Consider the following 1,440-nt stretch of genomic DNA (forward strand, 5'->3'; position numbering starts at 1 on the left):
TAACACCGCGGCTTCGGGCCGGGGCTGTTGACGGCCGCCGTCTACTTGCTCGTCGGCGCCTCGACGGTGCCCTTCATCGCTCGCTACCGCAAGGAAGCGACCGAGATGCTCGACGACGCGCAGCTGCGCACGCTCGAAGAGCGCCTGCGCTATCTGCGGGAGCTCGAGGAGCGGCGCGCCGCGATCCTCGAATCGGTGCGCGAGCAGGGCAAGCTCACCGACGAGCTGGAAACGCAGATCCGCGCGGCCGACACCAAGGCGCGCCTCGAGGACATCTACCTGCCGTTCAAGCCCAAGCGCCGCACGAAGGCGCAGATCGCCCGCGAGGCGGGGCTCGAGCCGCTGGCCGACGGCCTGCTCGGCGACCCGTCGGTGGAGCCGCTCGCCGCGGCCACGGCCTTCGTCGACGCCGACAAGGGCGTCGCCGAGCCGCAGGCCGCCCTGGACGGCGCCCGCGCGATCCTCGCCGAGCGGTTCTCCGAGGACGCCGACCTGATCGGCGAGCTGCGCGAGCGCATGTGGGTGCGCGGGCGCCTCGCCGCGAAGGTCCGCGACGGCAAGGAGGAGGCCGGCGCCAAGTTCGCCGACTACTTCGACTTCGCCGAGCCCTTCGGGGAGCTGCCCTCGCACCGCATCCTCGCGATGCTGCGCGGCGAGAAGGAGGACGTCCTCGACCTCGTCCTCGAGCCGGAGGAAGCCACGGAGGGCCCTTCCTCGTACGAGGGGATGGTCGCCCACCGTTTCGGCGTCCAGGACCGCGGGCGCCCGGCGGACAAGTGGCTGCAGGACACGGTGCGCTGGTCCTGGCGGACCCGCATCCTGGTGCACCTGGGCATCGACCTGCGGCTGCGGCTGCGCACGGCCGCCGAGGACGAGGCCGTGCGGGTCTTCGCGTCGAACCTGCGCGACCTGCTGCTCGCCGCACCCGCGGGCACGCGCGCGACGCTGGGCCTCGACCCCGGTTTCCGTACGGGCGTGAAGGTCGCCGTGGTCGACGCGACCGGCAAGGTCGTCGCCACCGACGTCATCAACCCGCACGTCCCGGCGAACAAGTGGGACCAGGCCCTGGCCACCCTCGCGAAGCTCGCCAAGGAGCACTCGGTCGACCTGATCGCGATCGGGAACGGCACGGCGTCCCGCGAGACGGACAAGCTCGCCGGTGAACTGATCACCAAGCACCCGGAGTTGAACCTCACGAAGGTGATGGTCTCCGAGGCGGGCGCCTCGGTGTACTCCGCGTCGGCCTTCGCCTCGCAGGAGCTGCCCGACATGGACGTGTCGCTGCGCGGCGCCGTGTCCATCGCCCGGCGGCTCCAGGACCCGCTCGCCGAACTGGTGAAGATCGACCCGAAGTCCATCGGCGTCGGCCAGTACCAGCACGACCTCTCCGAGGTGAAGCTGTCGCGCTCGCTCGACGCGGTCGTCGAGGACTGTGTGAAC

At 71.3% G+C, this 1,440-nt stretch carries 1 protein-coding gene; it reads left to right on the forward strand.

All coding sequences use genetic code 11. The features are described from left to right. Positions 1–27 precede the first annotated feature (27 nt). Positions 28–1,440 (forward strand): Tex-like N-terminal domain-containing protein (locus tag ACQKIP_RS47340; RefSeq protein ID WP_427745854.1); only part of this gene is annotated, 1,413 nt, incomplete at its 3' end.

This window comes from Streptomyces sp. NPDC059900, assembly GCF_050270335.1.
GTDB lineage: Bacteria > Actinomycetota > Actinomycetes > Streptomycetales > Streptomycetaceae > Streptomyces.